Here is a 13,869-nt window from a genome sequence, read left to right as displayed (position 1 = left end):
TCCCCGGCGTGTCCAAGGTATGTGCCGAAGGCGTGGTGCTGCACTGCAGGCACCAGCCTTCACTGGAGATCGGCGGATCGGCAATGTGGTGTTTGACCTGCATCCAGCATCTGACCCCGCGTTCACGGCACAATGCGCAGCCATGAGAATTCTGCACACCATGCTGCGGGTGGGTGACCTGCAACGATCCATCGACTTCTACACCCGGGTGCTGGGCATGCACTTGCTGCGCACCTCCGAAAACACCGAGTACAAGTACACATTGGCTTTCCTGGGGTTCGGCAGCAACCCGGAACACGCCGAAATCGAATTGACCTACAACTGGGGCGTCGATCATTATGAAATGGGCACCGCTTACGGCCACATTGCCCTTGGCGTGCTCGATGTGCATGCAGCATGTGAGCGCATCCGCACAGCCGGTGGTCAGATCACCCGCGAACCCGGTCCCGTCAAGGGCGGAAAATCGGTGATTGCCTTTGTGGTCGATCCGGACGGCTACAAGATCGAACTCATCCAGCGCCCTGAGTACATTGCCCAGCCATGACGGACCGCTACGCCGTCATCGGGCATCCGATTTCGCACTCCAAATCCCCCCTGATCCACAGCCTGTTTGCACAGGCCACGGCACAAGATCTGGAGTACACCGCCATTGAGGGACACCCCGGCGCTTTCGCCCAGGATTTGGCGGACTTCCAGCGCAGCGGTGGAAAAGGCCTGAACATCACCCTGCCCTTCAAGGTGGATGCCTATGCGTGCGCCACGCATCCCTCGGACCGAGCCCGCATCGCCGGTGCGGTGAATGCCATCAAGTTCGACGGCGACCGGGTGCTGGCCGACAACTTTGACGGTGTGGGACTCATGCGCGATGTGGAACACAACCTGGGCATTCCCATCCGGAACAAGCGGGTGCTGATCCTGGGCGCTGGCGGCGCCACACGGGGTCTGATCGAACCCCTGATGGCGTACCAACCGGCACAGGTGTGGATTGCCAACCGGACTTTGTCCAACGCTCAGGCATTGGCCAATGACCTGGCTGGCGTCGGCCACATCAACACGTCCACCTTTGCCGATGTGGATGGACCGTTCGACATCGTTTTCAATGCCACGTCGGCCAGCCTGACCGGCGAAGCCCCCCCACTGCCACCACAGGCTATTGGCTCAGGGGCCTTGGCTTATGACCTGGTGTACGGCAAGGGGTTGACACCCTTCCTGAAGTTTGCCCAGCAAGCCTGCCCTGACGTGGTGGTGACCGACGGTGTGGGCATGCTGGTGGAGCAGGCCGCCGAAGCCTTTGCATGGTGGCGAGGCGTTCGACCCGGCACCGCGGAAGTCATTCAACGCCTCACCGTCCCCCTGGTCTGAGGGGTGGGTCAGCGGGACTCCGCCTCCGGTGGACGCCCGTGCTTGCGCACCAAGCCTTCCAAGGCCAGCAGGTACCCTTCCACGCCAAAACCCACCACGATCCCCGAGGCCACGGGCGACACCCAGGACTGGTGGCGAAACGCCTCGCGCGCGTGCACATTGGAAATGTGGCATTCGATCACGGGCAGCCCATCCACCCCCTTGATGGCGTCATGCAAGGCGATGGAAGTGTGCGTCAACGCACCCGGATTGAACACGCACCCCAACGCCTGCCCCTCGCGGAACAAACGGCCGTACTCGTGGATCTTGTCAATCAGCGCCCCTTCCCAATTGCTTTGAAAGCACTCGATGGCATAGCCCAAGCGTGACGCCGCCTGACGGCAAGACTCTTCCACATCGGCCAACGTCGTGCGGCCATATTGCTCGGGCTCACGGGTGCCCAGCAGATTCAAATTGGGGCCATTGAGGATGAGGATTTTCTGCATGCGCGAACTGTACACGCGCAAGTTGCTGTCACGTCAACAGCGCAGCAACTCGACAAGCCACAAAACGGGACGGGTAAAAGCACAGAAAGTGAACGCATGGCAGTTGGCGACACACGGACCGAGCTCGTGCGCACCACATCTTGGGGTGAGCGAGCGGAAACAAAAAACCCCGCACCGTTTCCGATGCAGGGTTTGTTTGTGCCACTGGGCCTGTGACTGGTGGGTCCTGTAGGATTCGAACCTACGACCTACGGATTAAGAGTCCGCTGCTCTACCAACTGAGCTAAGAACCCGAAACTGTGTGGTAGGACGTGCAGGATTCGAACCTGCGACCAACGGATTAAAAGTCCGCTGCTCTACCAACTGAGCTAACGTCCCACACCAGCGAACCGCTGAATCAATCAACCGTTCGCTGAAACTCAGATTATAGCGTTAATTTTGCCACTTCCCAAATCGACTGCACTCTTTCGATCACGGATTCATGCCCGCCAAGGCGTTGAGCACCACGCCGGCCGCTGTCATGCCGAAGGTGGCGGTCACCGTCACCATGGAGCCATACCCGTGGCAATTGAGTGACCCGTCAGCCTCACCCGCGGGCAAGCAGGCAGCCACAGGCGGTCGCACCGTTTCGCGGCTGAACACGCTGCGCACCTTCATGGGCTTGCCCTGAACCGGGTAGCCATGGAACTTGCGCAGGTTTTGCCGCATGCGAGCCAACAGAGGATCGTGAGAGACCGCGGACAGGTCATCCACCTCCACCTGTTGTGCATGCAGTTTGCCCCCAGCTGCGCCCACCGTCACGTGCTCCACCTTCGACTGGCGAGCCCAAGCGGCCATGGCCACTTTGGCCTTGACCTGATCACACGCGTCGAGCACGGCATCAACCGGCCCAGCCACGCGCTGCACATCAGCCAGCAGGGTATGGATGTTCTCTGCCGTCAGGAAGTCTTCAACCCCGTGAACTCGGCAACCCGGGTGGTAAGACGAAATCCGCTCGGCCATGGCCTGAACCTTGGCCATGCCCAAGGTGTCGGCGGTGGCGTGAATCTGGCGGTTGATGTTGGATTCGGCCACGTTGTCGAGGTCGATGAGCGTCAAAGCGCCCACACCCGACCGGGCCAACGCCTCTGCCGCCCAGGAGCCCACCCCGCCAATGCCCACCACCACCACATGGGCAGCGGCACACGCCTGGGCACCCGCATCACCCCACAGGCGACGCAGGCCACCAAAGCGGCGTTCACGATCCACGTCCATGGCAGCCGGGTCAGTCACGCATCACCAGCCACAGCTGAAAACGCAACCCGGCCACCGCCCCCGCCACGATGCCCGCCACCGCCAGCATGCTGGTGACACTGAGTGTGGACATGCCGGACAAGCCCTGTCCCACGGTACAACCGAGGGCCGTGACGCCCCCCACCCCCATCAGCAAGGCGCCGACCACATGGAGTGCGGTGTCCTGCGTGCCACGGAAACCTTCCCAACGGAAACGCCGGGTCCACAACGAATACACCAGCGAACCGCTCACCACCCCCAACACCGAAGCCACGCCCGTGGTGAGGTGGCGCGACGTGTCGCTGTAATACACCAAAAACTCCAACAAGTAAGCCAGGGGCGCGGTGAACGTCAGGGACTCCATCTGCCCCGTGCTGGTGGCCACGTGCACCGCCTCCAGGGTTTCGGGGTGTTCGGGCACAAACCCCAGGTGCCCGGTCACCCACCACATGGCCGCGACACAAGCCCCCAGGCCCAGTCCACCCAGCAAGTGATTGACGGTCCACACAGTGCGACTGGACAGGGACCACACAAGCATGGCCAACCCCATCAACATGGCCAGCGCGGTGGCCCAACCGGGCTGGCCCAACAGCCCGGCCAACCAATGCGGCAAGGAACTGCTGCTAGGCATGCCAAAACCCACGGCATCGACCGTCTGCACCCGCAGCACCGCGGTGATGCCCCGCAAGGTGGCGAAGGCCGCAAAACCCATCACGAAAAAAACCACCAACGCCTTCAGGCTGCCACCGCCCATGCGCACCAAGGTCTTGCTGCCGCAGCCTGAGGCCAGCACCATGCCAAAACCAAACAGCGAACCGCCCACCACAGCAGACAACCAGAGCACGCGGCTGGCGGTGTAGAAGGTTTTGGCGGGGTCGATCCACCCCATCCAGGCCATGCCCTGAAACCCCAGGGTGGCCACCCCCATGGCCATGACCCACATGCGCATGCGCGACCAATCGCCCATGTTGACGATGTCGCTGAGCGCCCCCATGGTGCAGAAGTGAGACTTCTGCACCAGCCAGCCAAAGGCCATGGACACGGCAAACACCGCCCACAACACCTGTGATTGCAAGGCCCCCAGCTGAGCCACCGTCTCCACCGGTCCCATGTCAGCGCATGCGGCTCAAGCGATCACGCGCCGTGGATGCGGCTTCGGACTGCGGATGGGCCTTGACCAGCTCCTCCAGGGTCTTGCGGGCCGCCTTGGGGTCTTTCAACTCCAGCTGACAGTTGGCCAGGGCCAGCTTGGCCTCGGGCACCCGCAGGTGGTCAGGGGCCACCGCCATCAGCTTGCGGTAGCTGTCGATGGCCTCTTTGTAACCCCCGGTGGCGTACTGGGCGTTGCCCAGCCAGAACCAGGCGCTGGGCACGTAGCCACTGGCGGTGTGTTTGCGCAGGAAGCTGCCAAAAGCGGTCACCGCGGCGTCGAACTGGGACTTGCGCACCAGCTCCATGCCCTGCTCAAAGTCGGCCCGCTCGTCTGCACGGACCTGGAATTCGCGACCGTCCAACGTGACTTTGGCGGGTTCCAGGCGGCGTAAACGCTCGTCAAAGGCCACCAGGGCGTCTTTTTGCTGGCGTTGCAGTTCGGACAGGTCGCGCGCCAGTTGTTCGGACTGCCCGGTCAGCCGCGCCATGTCCTGCCGAAGGGTTTCGATCTGGTTGCCCATGTCCAGCAAGGCGCGGCGCGTGGGCGAGGACGATTCCTCGCTTTGCTTGGCAAAGTCGCGGGACAGGTTGATCAACTGGGCTTCGGTCTGGCGGCGGTTGGCCTCGACCTTTTCACGCAGGTCGATGATGGCTTTGCGCGCCTCGTCGTCGCCAAACAGCTGGGCTTGGGACGCCAACGGCCAAGCCAGCGCGACACCGACCAAACCCGCACCCAGCCACGAACGGCTTGGGCGAGGGGCCTTCAACGGAGCTGACAGCGTGTGGGCGCGGGTCATGACGATCAACGGTAGACCAATTCCACGCGGCGGTTCTTGGCGTGGGCGGCTTCGTCAGCCCCCATGGCCGCGGGTTTTTCCTTGCCAAAGCTGACCGCTTCCTGCTGCGCATCGCTCACACCCAGCACGCCCAGGGCGCGGCGCACGGCTTCCGCACGCTTTTGACCCAGGGCCAGGTTGTATTCACGGGTGCCGCGGTCGTCGGTGTGGCCTTGCAACACCACACGGCGCTTGGCATCGGCCTTCAGGAACTTGGCGTGTGCGTCCAGGGTGGCGGCGAATTCGGGCTTGACCAGGTAGCTGTCGTAGTCAAAGTAGATGACACGACCCACCGAAGCTGGGGGCTCGGCAATGGCTTGTTCGTCCACCACCACCGGGGCCACGCGCCCCGTGCTGCCTTGGCTGCCCGCGGCGTTGGGGTCCACCTGCGTGGAAGAACCCGTGCGGTCAGACACGGGCACGTCGTCCAGCTTGACGTTGGAGCCACAACCCACCAGCGCCAGCAGCACAGCAGCGGAGGCCAGGGTCACACGAAGACGGGGAAAAGCAGCTTGGTTCATGTCAGAAAAAAGAGCAAAGTAATGAAGAAGGATGAGCGGGGAGGCTCAGAAAAGTTCAAAAAAAGGATGCATCAGGAGACGAACGGACCCCAATCGGGCTCGCGGATGTCACCTTGCGCACTGGCCAGACGGGTCTTGATGCGGCCGTCCAGCGTGGTGGTCATGAGGGCTTCACGCCCCTGCTGCTTGGTGGCGTAGATGATGAGCTTGCCGTTGGGTGCAAAGCTGGGGCTCTCATCGGCCACGGTGTCGGTGATGCTGGCCACGGCGCCGCTGCGCAGGTCCATGACCTGCAGCTTGAAGCCACCGCCCACCCGCGTGATGTAGGCCAGGGTGTTGCCGTCCGGGCTGATGGCGGGCGAGGTGTTGTAGGCGCCGCTGAACGTCACCCGCTCAGGGTTGCCCCCCTGGGGCGACATGCGGTAGACCTGCGGTGCGCCGCCCCGGTCGCTGACGAAATAGACTTGGTTGGATTTGGCGTCCCAGGTGGGCTCGGTGTCGATGCTGCTGGAACGGGTGAGCCGGGTGTTGGCGCCCGAGGCCACGTCGATGCTGTAGATCTGCGAACCGCCGTCCAGCGTCAGCGTGGCCAGCAGGGTACGCCCGTCCGGCGACCAAGCCGGTGCGCTGTTGGAGCCCTTGAAGTTGGCCACCAGCCGACGACGCCCCGTGGCCAGCTCGTGGGCGTAGATGACCGGCTTGCGCGACTCGAACGACACATAGGCCAACTGCCCACCCACCGGCGACCAGGCCGGTGAAATGATGGGCTCGGGACTGGCCAGGGCCACCTGACCGTTTTCACCATCTGCATCGGCCACCCACAGGTTGTGCTTGCCGCCCCCTTGGGTGACGTAGGCGATGCGGGTGGAAAAAATGCCTTTGTCGCCGGTGAGTTTTTCGTAGATGTAGTCGGCCATGCGGTGGGCCGCCAGGCGCAGATCACCGGGGCGCACGGGCAGGCTGAGGCCGCCCAGGTCTTGCACGCGCACCACGTCCCACAGGCGGAACCGCACGTCGTAACGGCCATCGGCCAGCCGGGCCACGCTGCCGGTCAGCAGCACATCGGCGGCGCGTTCGCGCCACGGGGCGAGGTCGGGGCGGGAGGTTTCGTCGAGCTGGACGCCCGCCACCGGGGCCACCCCGCGAAACTGGCCGCTGCGCTCCAGGTCGGCGCGGATGATGCTCACGAGGTCTTGGGGGGCCTGTTCGCCGCCTTTGAAGTTGGCGATGGCGAAGGGAATCTGGGTGAGTCCCACCCCCGACACCTCCACCCTGAACTGCGCCATGGCTGCCGACATGGGCATCAACGCCATGGAACCCAACAACGTGCGCCTGTGAAAACTGACTGTCATGGATGTGGGGGAAGTCTGAAAAAAGAGCGACCGGCCCAGGGACCAGTCGCCCCCCGATAATACCCGCAGCATGCCCCAGCCACCTGTACCGTCCCCCGCCCCCTCCGCCGCGCTGCCCCTGCTCCCCCGCCTGGCACGCCTGTGGCCCTTCTTCCGCAATGCCCGTCGTGGGGTGGTGCTGGCGGCGCTGGGCACCGTGGTGGGTGCCGCCACCGAGCCCATGATCCCAGCCCTGCTCAAGGCCTTGCTGGACGAGGGCTTTGCGTCGGGCGGCATCCCGCTGTGGGCGGTGCCCGCCTCGCTGCTGGGCTTGTTCGGCCTGCGCGGTCTGGCCGGTTTTGTGGCCCAGTACGCCCTCACCTACACCGCCACCCAGGGTTTGCAGGCGCTGCGCCAGCGCATGTTCGAGCGGCTGTGCAACGTGGAGTTGGGCCTGTTTCGGCGGCAGACGGCCAGCGCCCTGTCCAACACCCTGGTGTACGAGGTGCAGACGGGCTCCACCCTGCTGGTCAACGCCTTCTTGACGCTCACCAAGGACAGCCTCACCCTGGTGGCCCTGCTGGGCTACCTGATGGTGCTGAACTGGAAACTCACCCTCATCGTGCTGGTGATTTTCCCGGCCCTGATCTGGGTGATGCAGGTGCTCTCCAAACGCCTGTACAAACTCACCCAGACCAGCCAGCACGCCACCGACGAGCTGGCCTACGTGGTGGAAGAAAACGTGCTGGCCCACCGCCTGGTGCGCTTGCACGGCGCACAGACCGGACAAGCCCTGCGGTTTGACGACCTCAGCCGCCGCCTGCGCCGCCTGGCCCTCAAGGCCACCATCGCCCAGGCCGCCATGACCCCCTTGACGCAGATGCTGGCCGCCGCCGCGTTGTCGGCCGTGATTGCCACGGCCCTGTGGCAAAGCAGCACCAGCGGGGTGACGGTGGGTGGCTTTGTGTCGTTCGTGACGGCCATGCTGATGCTGATTGCCCCCATCAAGCACCTGGCCGAAATTGCCGGCCCCATCACCCGCGGCCTGGCCTCGCTGGAGCGGGGTCTGGCCCTCATCGACGAAACCCCTGAACCCGACGACGGCCAACACCAGGTGGCGCGCACGCCCGGCCGCATCACCCTGAGCGACGTGGTGGTGCGCTATCGCCACGACCCCGACACCCCGCCCGCCCTGGACGGCGTGAGCCTGGACATTGCGCCGGGCGAGGTGGTGGCGCTGGTGGGGCCCTCGGGCTCGGGCAAGACCACGCTGGTCAACCTGCTGCCCCGGTTTGTGCACACCCACGGCGGCGACGTGCGGCTGGACGGCGTGCCGCTGGCGCAGTGGCAACTGGCCGCCTTGCGCCGCCAGTTCGCCATGGTGAGCCAGGACGTGGTGATGCTCAACGACACCCTGGCCGCCAACGTGGCCCTGGGCGCCGACCTGGACCCGGTCCGTGTGCAGCACGCCCTGGAACAGGCCAACCTGGGCGAACTGGTGGCCAAGCTGCCCCAGGGCATCCTGTCGCGCGTGGGGCACAACGCCACCGACCTCTCGGGCGGCCAGCGCCAGCGCCTGGCCATTGCCCGGGCCATCTACAAGGATGCCCCCATCCTCATCCTGGACGAAGCCACCTCGGCGCTGGACAACGAGTCGGAGCGGCTGGTGCAGGACGCCCTGACCCGGCTGATGGCCGGGCGCACCACCATCGTCATTGCGCACCGGCTGTCCACCATCGAACACGCCGACCGGGTGGTGGTGCTGGCCAATGGCCGCATGGCCGAACAAGGCACCCACACCAGCCTGCTGGCCGCCGATGGGCTGTACGCCCGGCTGCACCGCCATGGGAGCGACGCAAATGCATGACGCCCAGGTTCACGACGCGCCCCCATCCGCGGGCTTCGACACGTCCACCCTGCCCTGGCAAACCCGCCGCCCGCCGCGGCTGATCGGCCAGCTCAAGACCCAACTGCTGTCGTGGGGCACCGTGCGGTCCACGGTGGTCCTGACCTCGGTGGCCGTGGCGGCCTCGGTGGTGCTGGCCTTTGTGGGGCACTTCCTGGCCGGAGAACCCCCGGAACGCCTGTGGCTGACCGAGGCGTTTGGCGTGACCATCCCCCTGCTCATCGGGCCGCCGTTGCTGTGGCTCATCACCCACCTGCTGTTCGACGCGGAACGTGCCCGGCGCATGGCCGAGCAGTTGGCCATCACCGACCCGCTGACACGCGCCTACAACCGCCGTTACTTCTTCCACGCCTGTGAGGTGGCGCTGAAGTCCCTCACCAGCCAGGGCCAACCGCTGTCGGTGCTGGTGATGGACATCGACCATTTCAAGCGCATCAACGACAAATTCGGCCACAGCCAGGGCGATGTGGCGCTGCGGCAGGTGGCCCAGGCTTGCCTGCGCAGCCTGCGGCAGGACGAGATTTTTGCCCGCTTCGGCGGTGAGGAATTTGCCGTGCTGCTGCCCAACGCCAGCAACGCCGCGGCCCTGGTGGTGGCCGAACGCGTGCGCGCCGCGGTGGCCGAGCTGCGCCTTCAAGCCCAAGGCGGGGAATGGATCGAACCCACCGTCAGCGTGGGCGTGGCCACGTTGGACCCCACCGGGGACGATGCCGACACGCTGGTCACCCGCGCCGACCTGGCCATGTACCAGGCCAAACTGGCCGGACGCAACCGGGTGGCCAACGAAGCATCCCCAAAAAACTAAATGCCATTTTGGCACCTAGCGCTTACAAATAAAGCGCAAGCAGCTATTGTTTTTATAGCAATTCGGTGTCACAACGTCAGAGCAGCACGATGTCGTACTGCTCTTGCGTCATGCCGGCGTCGGCCTTGAGGGAAATGGGCTTGCCGATGAAGTCGCTCAGGCTGGCGAGGTGGGCGCTTTCTTCGTCCAGGAACAGGTCGATCACCTGGGGTGAGGCCACCACCCGGAACTCACGCGGGCTGAAGGCCCGGGCCTCGCGCAGGATTTCGCGCAGGATGTCGTAACACAGCGTGCGTGCGGTCTTCACCTCGCCCCGGCCCTGGCAGGCTGGGCACGGCTCGGACAGCATGTGCGCCAGCGACTCGCGGGTGCGCTTGCGCGTCATCTCCACCAGGCCCAGCTGCGAGAAGCCGCCCACCATGGTCTTGACGCGGTCACGCGCCAGTTGCTTGCGGAACTCGGTCAGCACCGCGTCGCGGTGGTCGTCGCGGGTCATGTCGATGAAGTCCACGATCACCATGCCCCCCAGGTTGCGCAGCCGCAGCTGGCGGGCGATGGCCTGGGCGGCCTCCAGGTTGGTCTTGAAGATGGTGTCGTCGAAGTTGCGCGCCCCCACAAAACCGCCGGTGTTCACGTCCACCGTGGTCAGCGCCTCGGTCTGGTCGATGATGAGGTAGCCGCCCGACTTCAAATCCACCCGCCGCGACAGGGCGCGGGTGATTTCCTCGTCCACGTTGAACAGGTCAAAAATGGGCCGCTCGCCACGGTGCAGCGCCAGCTTGGCGGCGGTGTCGGGCATGAACTCGGTGGCAAACGCCTGCAAGGCCGAAAACTGCTCACGCGAGTCGATGCGGATGCTGGCCGTCTGCGTGCTGGTCATGTCGCGCAGCACCCGTTGCATCAGGCTCAAGTCCTGGTGCAACAGGCTGGCCGGGGGCTGGCGGGTGGCGGCGTCCTTGATGCGCACCCAGGTCTTGCGCAGGTAAGCGATGTCTTCGGCCAGCTCGTCATCGGTGGCGTCTTCGGCGTTGGTGCGCAAGATGAAGCCGCCGCCCATGTCGGCCGTGAGGTGCATGAGCCGCTTGCGCAGGGACTCCCGCTGCTCCGCCGGGATTTTTTGCGACACGCCCACATGCTGGTCCTGCGGCAGAAACACCAGCAGCCGCCCGGCAATGCTGATCTGCGCCGACAGCCGCGCGCCCTTGGTGCCGATGGGGTCCTTGAGCACCTGCACCATCAGGGCCTGGCCTTCGAAAATCTGCTTTTCGATGGGCAGCACCGGGTCGGGCTGCAACAGCGTGGCCGACTTGCCGCCCCCGCTGGCGCGGGCCGGGGCATCGCGCCCCGCCCCGCCGTGTTTGGCCAGGATGTTGGGCATGAGGTCGGCCACATGCAAAAAGGCCGCCCGGTCCAGCCCGATGTCGATGAACGCCGACTGCATGCCCGGCAGCACCCGAGACACCTTGCCCAGGTAGATGTTGCCCACCAGCCCACGCTCCAGCGTGCGCTCGATGTGCACCTCTTGCACGGCCCCCTGCTCGACCACGGCCACCCGCGTTTCGTGCGGGGCCCAATTGATGAGGATGTCCTGACCCACGGCGTCTCCTTGTTCAGACCAAGTCCACGCCCGCCAGGCCCAACACCTCGGCGGTTTCGAACGCGGGCAAACCCATGATGCCAGAGTAACTGCCGCTGAGGTGCGACGCCCACAGCGCCGCCCGGCCCTGGATGCCGTAGGCCCCGGCCTTGCCCATGGGCTCGCCCGTGTCCACATAGCGGCGGATCTGCGCCGCCGTCAGGGGGGCAAACCGCACCCGCGACTCGCTCAGGCGCAACCAGCCCTCGGGCTGCGTGGGGTGCCCGGGCACGCCCACGGCCACCGCCGTCAGCACCCGGTGCTCGCGCCCGGCCAGGCGGGCCAGCATGTCGCAGGCGTGGTCCGGGCTCTCGGGCTTGCCCAGGATGTCGCCACCCAGGGCCACCGTGGTGTCGGCACACAACACGGGCGCGGGTGGCAGACCACGGCGGTGCAAACGCTGCAACGAGGCCTGCAACTTCAGCCGGGTGACGCGCTGCACATAACGGCGCGGCGTGTCGCCAGGGCGCACGGCCTCCAGTGCCTCGGCGTCTTCGCCCAGGTCGCCGTCGGTGTTGGGCAGCAGGGTCTGGCAGCGCACGCCCCACTGGGCCAGCAACTCCAGGCGACGGGGGCTTTGCGAGGCCAGGTAAATGAACGGGGTTGCAACGGCCATGCTCGACCTCACTCGCGGTGGTAGGGGTGGTTGTGGTTGACCGACCAGGCGCGGTAGAGCTGCTCGATCAGCAGCACCCGGGCCATGGCGTGGGGCAAGGTCATGTCGGACAGGCGGATGCGGTGCTGGGCCTGGGCCTTGAACTCGGGGTCCAGCCCGTCGGGGCCGCCAATGATGAAGGCCACGTCTTCCCCCTGGCGCTCCCAGGCCAGAATCTGCTGGGCCAGCGCCACCGTGGTGAGCGTGGTGCCGCGCTCGTCCAGCACCACCACGCGGGTGCCGCGGGGCAGCACGGCCTCGATGCGGGCGCGCTCGGCGGCCATCAGGGTGGCCACGGTCTTGGAGCCCCGGGGTTCGGTCTTGACGGTTTTCAACTCCACCCGGGCGTCGGGCGGAAAACGCTTGGCGTAGTCGTCATAGGCGGTCTGGGCCCAGTCGGGCATGCGCTGGCCAACCGCGACGATGGAGAGTTTCATCGGCGGGCAAACAAAAGGTCAGGAGAAACGAGCGGTGCGGACAGGGCAAGCCCTGCCGCCTCGGAACAGGCCAGGACCCCAGGCCACACAGCCCATGGCCCCGCCCGGCCTCAGGCCGCGGGCTTGCGGCGGGGGGCCGACTTGGCGGCAGGTTTTGCGGCAGGTTTTGCAGCGGGCTTGGCTGCCGACTTGGCAGCGGGTTTGGCCGCGGCCTTCTTGGCAGGCGCCCCCACCACCACGGTCTTGAGCTTGACGGCAGGCTGGGCCGCAGCCTTCTTGGCCGGTGCCTTGGCGGCCACGTTCTTGGTGGCGGATTTGACAGCCGTTTTTGCGGGCGCCTTCGTGGCCTTGGCGGGCACAGCCTGGGCGTCGGCACCCTTGGCACCCTGGGCACTCTTCGCAGCCTTGGCGGAAGCGGCTTTCTTGGCCGCAGGTTTGGCGGTGGTGGCCTTGGTCGTCTTGGCGGCCTTGGCGGCCTTGGCCGGTTCAGCCGCAGCGGCGGCCTTCTTGACCGGGACAGTCGACTTCAGCTTGACGGCTTTGCCACCCCAGATTTCTTCCAGGTGGTAGTAGGCGCGGATGGTGGGTTGCATCACATGGGCGACGGCCTGGCCGCAGTCCACGATGATCCACTCGCCGTTTTCCTCACCCTCGATGCGGGGCTTGGGGAAACCGGCCTCTTTCACCGCGTCGCTGACGCTGGAGGCCAGGGCCTTGGTCTGGCGGTTGGAGGTGCCGCTGGCGATGATGACCCGCTCGAACAGCGGGGACAGGTGTTCGGTGTTGAACACCACGATGTCCTGCCCCTTCACGTCCTCCAGGCCATCGACGATGGCGCGTTGGAGTTTCTGGACGTCGGCTTTGCGGGGCTTGGTTTCGCTGGTCATGAGTGGTTCGGGTAGAGGTGGTGTTGAGAAATATAGCGTGCGACGGCAGGCGGCACCATGGTGGCCGCCCCTTGGACCGACTGACGGACGGTGGTGGAACTCAAATCCATGGTCTGCCAGTCCAGGGCGCGGCAGTCCGCGCCCACATGTTTAAAGTCAGATTGTGCTCCAGCGCTTTCAGAATAAGCGCGAGCAGCTACCACAACAGTAGCATTTCGGGCCACATCCTGCCAACGGTGCCAGGTGGTGAAGCGGTCCCACTGGTCTTGGCCCATCAGCACCAGCCAGTGGGCGGGGGGCTGCTCGGCCTGCAACTCGGTGAGGGTGTCGATGGTGTAGCTGGGGCCTTCGCGGTGCAGTTCGCGCTCGTCCACCACGGCCTCGGGCACGTCGGCAAAGGCCAGCCGGGCCATGGCCAGGCGGTGCTCTGCCGGGCTGAGGTGGGTGGCCTTGTGCCAGGCGTTGCCGGTGGGCACCACCCACAGCCGCTGCACGCCGAACTGGCGCACCAGCGCCTGCGCCATGGCCACATGGGCGCGGTGCGGCGGGTCAAACGCCCCGCCGTACAGCGCCAACCGGGGCAG

General features: G+C 65.6%; 15 protein-coding genes and 2 tRNA genes. 4 read left to right on the top strand and 13 right to left on the bottom strand.

All coding sequences use genetic code 11. The features are described 5' to 3' along the window. Positions 1-142 precede the first annotated feature (142 nt). Together gloA and aroE are read left to right on the top strand one after the other, a co-directional pair. Positions 143-544: a lactoylglutathione lyase gene (gloA, locus tag ACYVB7_RS16355; protein WP_460509517.1), complete on the top strand. Its 402-nt coding sequence runs from the start codon at positions 143-145 to the stop codon at positions 542-544. Then, positions 541-1,362 (top strand): shikimate dehydrogenase, encoded by an 822-nt coding sequence (gene aroE, locus ACYVB7_RS16350; RefSeq protein WP_460509516.1) that lies wholly within the window; start codon positions 541-543, stop codon positions 1,360-1,362. The genes gloA and aroE overlap by 4 nt, the downstream gene beginning before the upstream one ends. 8 nt (positions 1,363-1,370) lie before the next feature. Here aroE and aroQ read toward each other — a convergent pair whose 3' ends face one another. The 8 genes from aroQ to tolB all read right to left on the bottom strand — a co-directional run bounded on the left by aroQ (position 1,371) and on the right by tolB (position 6,914). Further along, positions 1,371-1,847 (bottom strand): type II 3-dehydroquinate dehydratase, encoded by a 477-nt coding sequence (aroQ, locus tag ACYVB7_RS16345; protein WP_460509514.1) that lies wholly within the window; start codon positions 1,845-1,847, stop codon positions 1,371-1,373. Between the two features lie 217 nt (positions 1,848-2,064). Then, positions 2,065-2,140: transfer RNA gene (locus ACYVB7_RS16340), tRNA-Lys, on the bottom strand. Between the two features lie 9 nt (positions 2,141-2,149). Next, a tRNA-Lys gene (locus tag ACYVB7_RS16335) sits at positions 2,150-2,225 on the bottom strand. Positions 2,226-2,318: 93 nt separating this feature from the next. Then, the gene (locus tag ACYVB7_RS16330) at positions 2,319-3,101 is read right to left on the bottom strand and encodes a tRNA threonylcarbamoyladenosine dehydratase (protein WP_460509513.1); all 783 of its coding nucleotides are present in this window, start codon (positions 3,099-3,101) and stop codon (positions 2,319-2,321) included. Positions 3,102-3,111: 10 nt separating this feature from the next. Further along, the gene (locus ACYVB7_RS16325; protein ID WP_460509512.1) at positions 3,112-4,230 is read right to left on the bottom strand and encodes a YeeE/YedE family protein; all 1,119 of its coding nucleotides are present in this window, start codon (positions 4,228-4,230) and stop codon (positions 3,112-3,114) included. Position 4,231: 1 nt separating this feature from the next. Next, complete coding sequence (gene ybgF, locus ACYVB7_RS16320; protein WP_460509511.1) at positions 4,232-5,068, bottom strand: tol-pal system protein YbgF; 837 nt, start codon at positions 5,066-5,068, stop codon at positions 4,232-4,234. Positions 5,069-5,073: 5 nt separating this feature from the next. Next, entirely contained in the window at positions 5,074-5,628 is a 555-nt protein-coding gene (pal, locus tag ACYVB7_RS16315; protein WP_460509510.1) for a peptidoglycan-associated lipoprotein, read from the bottom strand. Between the two features lie 71 nt (positions 5,629-5,699). Next, positions 5,700-6,914: a Tol-Pal system beta propeller repeat protein TolB gene (gene tolB, locus ACYVB7_RS16310; protein ID WP_460509571.1), complete on the bottom strand. Its 1,215-nt coding sequence runs from the start codon at positions 6,912-6,914 to the stop codon at positions 5,700-5,702. A gap of 136 nt (positions 6,915-7,050) precedes the next feature. Between tolB and msbA the strand changes: the two genes are divergently transcribed. Together msbA and ACYVB7_RS16300 are read left to right on the top strand one after the other, a co-directional pair. Next, entirely contained in the window at positions 7,051-8,826 is a 1,776-nt protein-coding gene (gene msbA / locus ACYVB7_RS16305) for a lipid A export permease/ATP-binding protein MsbA (protein ID WP_460509508.1), read from the top strand. Beyond that, positions 8,804-9,670, top strand: coding sequence for a GGDEF domain-containing protein (locus ACYVB7_RS16300; protein ID WP_460509507.1), 867 nt, complete (start codon positions 8,804-8,806; stop codon positions 9,668-9,670). The genes msbA and ACYVB7_RS16300 overlap by 23 nt, the downstream gene beginning before the upstream one ends. Before the next feature lie 76 nt (positions 9,671-9,746). Here the strand turns inward: ACYVB7_RS16300 and rng are convergent, their stop codons facing one another. The 5 genes from rng to nadD all read right to left on the bottom strand — a co-directional run bounded on the left by rng (position 9,747) and on the right by nadD (position 13,860). Next, positions 9,747-11,267, bottom strand: a complete 1,521-nt coding sequence (rng, locus tag ACYVB7_RS16295) for an Rne/Rng family ribonuclease (protein WP_460509506.1) — start codon at positions 11,265-11,267, stop codon at positions 9,747-9,749. A gap of 13 nt (positions 11,268-11,280) precedes the next feature. Further along, positions 11,281-11,922, bottom strand: coding sequence for a Maf family protein (locus tag ACYVB7_RS16290; protein WP_460509505.1), 642 nt, complete (start codon positions 11,920-11,922; stop codon positions 11,281-11,283). Between the two features lie 8 nt (positions 11,923-11,930). Next, complete coding sequence (rlmH, locus tag ACYVB7_RS16285; protein WP_460509503.1) at positions 11,931-12,398, bottom strand: 23S rRNA (pseudouridine(1915)-N(3))-methyltransferase RlmH; 468 nt, start codon at positions 12,396-12,398, stop codon at positions 11,931-11,933. A gap of 110 nt (positions 12,399-12,508) precedes the next feature. After that, positions 12,509-13,285: an RsfS/YbeB/iojap family protein gene (gene rsfS / locus ACYVB7_RS16280; protein ID WP_460509502.1), complete on the bottom strand. Its 777-nt coding sequence runs from the start codon at positions 13,283-13,285 to the stop codon at positions 12,509-12,511. After that, positions 13,282-13,860 carry a nicotinate-nicotinamide nucleotide adenylyltransferase gene (gene nadD, locus ACYVB7_RS16275; protein ID WP_460509501.1) on the bottom strand — a complete coding sequence of 193 codons (579 nt, stop codon included), beginning with the start codon at positions 13,858-13,860 and terminating at the stop codon, positions 13,282-13,284. Before nadD ends, rsfS begins: the two co-directional genes overlap by 4 nt. Between the last annotated feature and the right edge of the window lie 9 nt (positions 13,861-13,869).

This window comes from Hydrogenophaga soli (assembly GCF_054777695.1).
The sequence above is the reverse complement of the archived record's forward strand: the minus strand, read 5'-3'. Positions and strand labels throughout refer to the sequence as shown.